This window comes from Janthinobacterium sp. JC611 (assembly GCF_018682595.1).
Lineage (GTDB): Bacteria > Pseudomonadota > Gammaproteobacteria > Burkholderiales > Burkholderiaceae_D > Janthinobacterium.
Window position 1 is genome coordinate 279,193 of record NZ_JAFLJN010000044.1, and the last position, 6,968, is coordinate 286,160.

The window sequence follows — 6,968 nt, forward strand, 5'->3', positions numbered from 1 at the left end:
CACGCTTGCACATCGCTACCCACCCATGAAAAAACCCGCTCGCGAGCGGGTTTGGAAAGCGTGACAAAAATGCCGGATTACAGGCTGTAGCGCAAGGTCAGCGCCACGTTGCGCGGCGCGCCCGGCAAGCTCAGGTTCGGGCTGGAACCGTGGCCCGAGACGATGTAGCGCGTGTCGCCGATATTGTTAACGTTCAGCTGCACTTCATAGCGGCCCGTGCGGTACGCGGCCATGGCGTCGGCCGTCACGTAGCCTGGCAGCAGCACCGTGTTGCCCGGATTGGCGTAGCGGCTGCCGACGGCGTTCGCGCCGCCGCCCACCGTGAAGCCATGGCCCAGGTCTTTCGTCAGCCACAGGTTGGCCGTATTGCGCGCCGTCAAGGTCGCGCGCTTGCCCTTGATGGCGACGGCACTGGCCGTCGTCGTGCCCGGCGCATTCACGCTCTTGTCGACGGCGATGGAATCGGTGATGGTGGCGTCCAGGTAAGCGTAGCCGGCCGTCATCTTCCAGCCATCGTGCAAGTCCGCGTTGAAGGTCAGCTCCAGGCCGTCCGTGCGCTGCGTGCCGACCGGCACGATGCGGTTCGTGATCGGGTCGCTGCTCTTGATATTGTCGCGCTCCAGGCGGAACAGCGACACGCTGGCGTTGGCGCGGCCGCCCCACAGCTCGTACTTGGCGCCCACTTCCGTGTTGCGCGTGGTTTCCGGCGCCAGGTCGGCATTGTTGGCGGCCAGGGCGAAATTCTCGCCGCTGGGCTGGAATGAGCGGCTCCACGACGCGTAATACGACTGCGCCGCGCCCGGTTGCCAGACGAGGCCGGCACGGGGGCTGTAGGCCGAATCCGTGCGCGACAAATCCGCCGTCGTCGCGCCAAGCGCATTGGCCAGGCGCGACTGCTGCCGGTAGCGGTCGTAGCGCAGGCCGGCCAGCGCCTTCCACTCGTCGCTGAAGCGGACGGCGTCCTGCACGTAGGCGGCGGCCGTGTCGTAGGTGCCGAAGGTATCGCTGCGCGCGCCCAGCTTGCTGCGGTTGACGTGCGGCAGGACGGGATGGAAGATCGACACATTCGTCGCCACCACGCTCGACGCCCAGCTCGACGCATCCTTGTTTTGCTTGCCGAATTCGGCGCCGTACAGCACTGCGTGGCGCATGGTGCCCGTGACGAGCTTTTGCGTCAGTTCCGTCTGGTTGAACCAGCCGCTCTCGTCGCGGTTCAGCTTGGCGTGGCCCAGGTTCATCGTGCCCTTGACCTCATTGACGTTGCCGGAAATGTTAGTGTTGTTGCGGTCCAGGTGGTAATCGTAATAACGGAAGGCATTGCGCAGCGACAAGGACTCGCTGAACTTGTGCGTCAGCGTGGCGGCCGTGGACACCACGCGCGACTGGCTGAAGTCGGCATCGCGGGCGTTGGCAGCGCCGTAATACGTGCCCGCATCGACGGCCACGGGACGGCCGTGCCAGGACGGGATGCCGAAATCCGTCAGGCGGCGGTCTTCCAGGTAATCGCCCTGCAGCAGCAGTTTCGTCGCGCTCGACAGGCGGATGGCCACGGACGGCGCCAGCGCCGTGCGGTTGATGAATTGCTGGTCGCGGTAGCTGTCCGACAATTCGCGCGCGCCCGTGACACGCCAGTCCACCGTCTCGCCCACGCGGCCCGCGTCGACTTCGCCGCGGCGCCCTTTTGTATTCGTCAGGCTCACGGCCACGTCCGTGATGTCCACGCCCGGCTTCTTCGTGATGCGGTTCACCAGGCCGCCCGAGGAACCGCGGCCGTACAGCACGGCGGCCGGCCCCTTGATCACTTCCAGGCGCTCCACGTTCGACAGGTCGCGGAAGTACAGCGCGTCATCGCGGAAGCCGTCGACGAACTGGTCGCCGATGGCCGTGAAGCCGCGGATGAACACCTGGTCGCGCTGGCCGTCGCCCGTGGACAGGCCCACGCCGGGGATGTTCTTCATGATGTCCTGGATCGACATGGCGTTCTGGTCGCGGATGACGGCGGCCGGCACCACGTTGATCGTCTGCGGCACGTCGCGCAGGGCCATGTCCGTCCTGGTGCCGCTGGCGGAGGTGACGGCGACATAGCCGTCCTGGTCCTTGGCAGCCGTCACGGTGACGGCGGGCAATGTTTCCTGCGCCCACGCCACCAGCGGCGTGGCGCCCAAGGTCAAGGCGCCCAGTACGGCGATGGTGATCGGTTGACATCCCGGCTTGCGCTGTTGCTGCATACAATTCCCTGGTCGATGGTTTAATACGAATGATTATCATTAGTATTTTATCAGCCAACATGGGGAAAAGTAAGACGGAATGTAAGTGATAGTACTTATAGACTAGGTACTTGACGTAAAAACACAACAGGAAATCAATATCAAAAAACAATTAAAATTGCCGCCAGAAACTATTTCCCTGCGTCAATGCTATACTTGCGGCTTGCTGGGCAGCGGTCAGCCTGACCGACGTGCCCCTTGCTTCACCTCCATCGCCACGCTCAGCGTGGCGCGCCGCACAGCCATCACGCGGCACCCGAAGACCCCGATCCCCTGCGCCTTGCGGCGCCTGTCCGCCCCTGCTGGCGGCGGCGATCATGACCATTAAACTGTTAGGAATTACATGAAAAACCTGAACATCGGCAGCCGCCTTGGCGTCGGCTTTGCCGTCGTATTGCTGTTGCTTGCCGCCTTGACCATCACCGCCCTCGTGCGCATGCAAACGGCCAGCGACCTGACCTATCGCCTCATCAACACCAGCATCAAGAACCAGCGCATGGTGGCCGAATGGTCGAAGATCATTGAGCTCAACAGCGTGCGCGGCGTCGCCTCGTTCGAGATCACCGATCCGCTCGTGCGCGCCAAGATCGAGGACGACTTGAAGGTCGATGCGGAGCGTTCCAGCAAGCTGCAGGACGACATCAGCGCGTCCTTGCTCAACCCGGCCGTGATCGAGCAGTTCAAGGTCGTGCGCAAGGTGCGCACCGACTACGTGACGACGCGCGCGCGCGCCTTCAAGATGAAGGCCGACGGCGACATGGCGGGCGCCAAGATCGTGTTCGACAAGGAAGTCGCGCCGATCACCGTGGCCTACCTGGCCGAGGTGAAGCGCTTTGCCGGCATGCAGATCAAGGCGGCCGACGCCGTTGGCGCCAGCATCATCGAAGCCTACAGCGGCACCCGCATCTTCCTGATCACCATGGGCGTGCTGGCCGTGCTGATGGGCATCGGTTTCGCCTGGTGGATCACGCGCTCGATCACCGGCCCCATCCGCGACGCCGTGAAAGTGGCGGAAACCGTGGCAGCGGGCGACCTGAGCAGCACCATCACGGCCCAGGGCCGCGATGAAACAGGCCAGCTGATGCATGCCCTGAAAACCATGAACGATAGCCTCGTCGGCATCGTCGGCCAGGTGCGCAGCGGCACCGACACCATCGCCACGGCGTCCGCGGAAATCGCCGCCGGCAACCAGGACCTGTCGTCGCGCACGGAACAGCAAGCCAGTTCGCTGGAAGAGACGGCCTCGTCGATGGAAGAGCTGACCTCGACCGTGAAACAGAACGCGGACAATGCGCGCCAGGCGAACAAGCTGGCCGGCGACGCGGCCGGCATCGCCAGCCGCGGCGGCGCCGTTGTGGCCGAAGTGGTGGCCACCATGGGCGAGATCAATGCCTCGTCGAAGAAAATCGTCGACATCATTTCCGTCATCGACGGCATCGCCTTCCAGACCAACATCCTGGCCCTGAACGCGGCCGTGGAAGCGGCGCGCGCCGGCGAACAGGGCCGCGGCTTCGCCGTCGTGGCAACAGAGGTGCGCAACCTGGCGCAGCGCTCGGCGGCTGCGGCAAAAGAGATCAAGGGCTTGATCGACGACTCCGTGCAAAAGGTCGACGTGGGCACGGACTTGGTCGACAAGGCCGGCAAGACGATGGAAGAAATCGTGCAAAGCATCGGCTTCGTCACGTCCATCATGAGCGAGATCAGCAACGCCAGCGAAGAACAGAGCGCCGGCATCGAGCAAGTCAACCAGGCCATTTCCGAAATGGACCAGGTGACCCAGCAGAATGCGGCCCTGGTGGAAGAAGCGTCGGCGGCGGCAGAAGCGATGCAGGAACAGGCGAGCGAACTGGCGCAGGTGGTCAGCGTCTTCCGCCTGGACGCCAATGCGGTCGCGACCGACCGTTTCAGCGCCAAGGCGGCGCAGCGCAGCGCACCGGCAGCGCCGATGGCCGCGCCGGCCCGCAAGGCTTCGGCCCCTGCCCTGCGCCTGCCCGCGACGCGCGCCAGCAGCAAGGCAGCAAGCCCGGCCGAAGGCGAGTGGGAAGAGTTTTAAATCCGCTTCTGCAAGCCGTGCGGCATCACGCCGCGCGGGCTTGCGCCCGGGCGATCAGTGCCGCCAGCTCGCGCGGCGCGGATTGCCCCAGAAATTCCAGCGCCAGCGCTTCCGGATCAATGGCGGCGTCCGCCGGCAAACCATGCTCAAAACCGCCTACCATGATGCGGCAGAAATGCGGCGATTCCGCCCGCGTTTCCACATACCAGCAGCCCGCATGGCCTTGCACGAAATATTCGCCGATAAAGTAGCCGAGCATGGTTTTCACCCATTGCCAGCTCTCGTCGCGGATGACGATGGTGCGCATGGCCGCGTCGATGTACGGCAGGTATTCGGCCGCGTTCGTCAACACTTCGTGCGCCGGCTGGATGCCCAGTCGCTCGACAAAATTCACCAGCGCGGCGCCCAGCGCGTCATAGTAGGCATCAAAAGCCGCTTGGCTTTGCTGCAATAATTGTTCTTGTTCCTTCGACAGCATTCACACTCCACAGACATTCAGCAATCCCGTATTTTACGCCACGCTCACGTCCACCCCGGCCCGCCGCAGCAAGGCCTCATTGCGGGCGGACAACTGCGTCACCTGCAGATGCTTGCCGGCCTTGTCATAGCGCTCATACAGCGATTCGATGGCGGCGATGGCCGAGTGATCGGCCATGTGCAGGTGGCGGCAGTCGAGGATGACGCGGGCCGGGTCCGACGCTGGCTGGAACAATTCCAGGAAATGCGCGGTCGAGGCGAAAAACAGGGTGCCGTGCGGCAGGTAGACGCGCATGCCGGGCGTGCCGTCATCGAGGTCGGCACGCATCTCGCGCGCATGCTGCCAGGCGAAATTCAAGGCGGCGATGATGATGCCGCACAGCACGGCCAGCGCCAGGTCCGTGAACACCGTGATCACCGTCACGGCGACGATCACCAGCGCATCCTGCAGCGGCACCTTGCCCAGCACGCGCAAGGAACCCCAGGCAAACGTCTGCTGCGCCACGACGAACATCACGCCCACCAGGGCGGCCAGCGGGATGCGCTCGATCAGCGGCGACAGGAACAGGATGAACAGCAAGATCATCACACCGGCCGTCACGCCCGACAGGCGCGAACGGCCACCGGAGCTCAGATTGATCATCGTCTGCCCGATCATGGCGCAGCCGCCCATGCCGCCAAACACGCCCGAAACGATATTCGATGCGCCGAGCGCGATGCATTCGCGGTTTGGCTGGCCACGCGTTTCCGTGATCTCATCGGTGAGATTAAAGGTAAGCAAGGTTTCCAGCAGTCCCACCATGGCCATCAGCGCCGCGTACGGGAAGATGATGTGCAAGGTGGCCATCTCCAGCGGCACGGCAGGCCAGTGCAGTGCCGGCAAGCCGCCGGCGATATGCGCGAGGTCGCCCAGGGTGCGCGTGGGCAAGTGCAAGACATGGCTGAGTACGCCCACTCCCAGGATGGCCACCAGCGCCGGCGGCACGGCTTTTGTCAGGCGCGGCAGCACGTAGACGATGGCCATGGTGAGCAGCACCAGTCCCCCCATCACATACAAGGGCATGCCTTGCAGCCAGGTTTCGCCTTGCGGCGTGGCCTGGCGGAAGTGTTCCAGCTGGGCCATGGCGATGACGATGGCCAGGCCATTCACAAAGCCCAGCATCACCGGATAGGGCACCATGCGAATCAGCTTACCCAGGCGCAAGATGCCAAACAAGGCCATCAAGATACCGCCAAGCACCACGGTGGCCAGCAGGTATTGCACGCCATGTTGCGCCACCAGTGCCACGATGACGACGGCCATGGAACCGGCCGCACCGGAAATCATGCCGGGACGCCCGCCAAAGATGGCCGTCAGCGCGCAAATGATGCAGGCGCCATACAGGCCCATCAAGGGATTCAATTGCGCCACCAGGGCAAAGGCGATGCACTCGGGCACCAGGGCAAACGAGGTGGTCAAACCCGCCAGGACGTTTTTTTGCAGGTTCGGGAACCACTCTTCCCGAAAAGTTGTGTTGATCATTGAGTCAAATCCAAAGTCGGAGCAGGAAAATGCCGGCTTGATGGGCAATCATCAGGCGCAGCCATGCGAGCGGGCGTCACAATCAAGCGGCGCCAGGGCCGAACGGCACAGGAAAGTCGTCGGTGACGACATCGGTATGGGACGAAAGCGCAGACAAAAAAATAGCCCACTCGAAAGCGGGCTATTTTTTTCATCTGGAGGCGAGGACGGGAATCGAACCCGTCTAAACGGCTTTGCAGGCCGCTGCATAACCTCTTTGCTACCTCGCCAGAGGAACTGCTTCGATGCGCCTTGCGGCCCACCTTGAAAACTGGAGCGGGAGAAGAGTCTCGAACTCTCGACCTCAACCTTGGCAAGGTTGCGCTCTACCAACTGAGCTACTCCCGCATTGGAGCTTCTATTTTCTGCTACTGCCATCTTGCTGTACTGCTTCAGCTTTCGCTGGAGCGGGAGAAGAGTCTCGAACTCTCGACCTCAACCTTGGCAAGGTTGCGCTCTACCAACTGAGCTACTCCCGCATACGAACCGCTATTTTACTGCTTTTTACTACCGTTTACCAGTGCTGCTTTACTGCTGATCTAGTCTTCACTGGAGCGGGAGAAGAGTCTCGAACTCTCGACCTCAACCTTGGCAAGGTTGCGCTCTACCA

The 6,968-nt window shown here is 62.9% G+C and carries 4 protein-coding genes and 3 tRNA genes; 1 reads left to right on the forward strand and 6 read right to left on the reverse strand.

The features are described from left to right. Positions 1-77: 77 nt before the first annotated feature. Complete coding sequence (locus J0O65_RS25035; RefSeq protein WP_215409863.1) at positions 78-2,228, reverse strand: TonB-dependent receptor; 2,151 nt, start codon at positions 2,226-2,228, stop codon at positions 78-80. A gap of 382 nt (positions 2,229-2,610) precedes the next feature. Here J0O65_RS25035 and J0O65_RS25040 point away from each other — a divergent pair, with 382 nt between their 5' ends. Continuing rightward, positions 2,611-4,320, forward strand: a complete 1,710-nt coding sequence (locus tag J0O65_RS25040) for a methyl-accepting chemotaxis protein (RefSeq protein WP_215409864.1) — start codon at positions 2,611-2,613, stop codon at positions 4,318-4,320. 25 nt (positions 4,321-4,345) lie between these two features. Here the strand turns inward: J0O65_RS25040 and J0O65_RS25045 are convergent, their stop codons facing one another. The 5 genes from J0O65_RS25045 to J0O65_RS25065 form a co-directional block, all read right to left on the reverse strand. Beyond that, positions 4,346-4,798, reverse strand: a complete 453-nt coding sequence (locus J0O65_RS25045) for a hypothetical protein (RefSeq protein ID WP_215409865.1) — start codon at positions 4,796-4,798, stop codon at positions 4,346-4,348. Positions 4,799-4,831: 33 nt separating this feature from the next. Beyond that, a complete protein-coding gene (locus tag J0O65_RS25050) occupies positions 4,832-6,319 on the reverse strand; it encodes a SulP family inorganic anion transporter (RefSeq protein ID WP_215409866.1) in 1,488 nt (495 codons plus the stop codon). A gap of 195 nt (positions 6,320-6,514) precedes the next feature. Then, positions 6,515-6,588 (reverse strand) — tRNA-Cys (locus J0O65_RS25055). A gap of 42 nt (positions 6,589-6,630) precedes the next feature. Next, positions 6,631-6,706: transfer RNA gene (locus J0O65_RS25060), tRNA-Gly, on the reverse strand. A 55-nt stretch (positions 6,707-6,761) separates the two neighbouring features. Continuing rightward, positions 6,762-6,837: transfer RNA gene (locus J0O65_RS25065), tRNA-Gly, on the reverse strand. Positions 6,838-6,968: the final 131 nt, after the last annotated feature.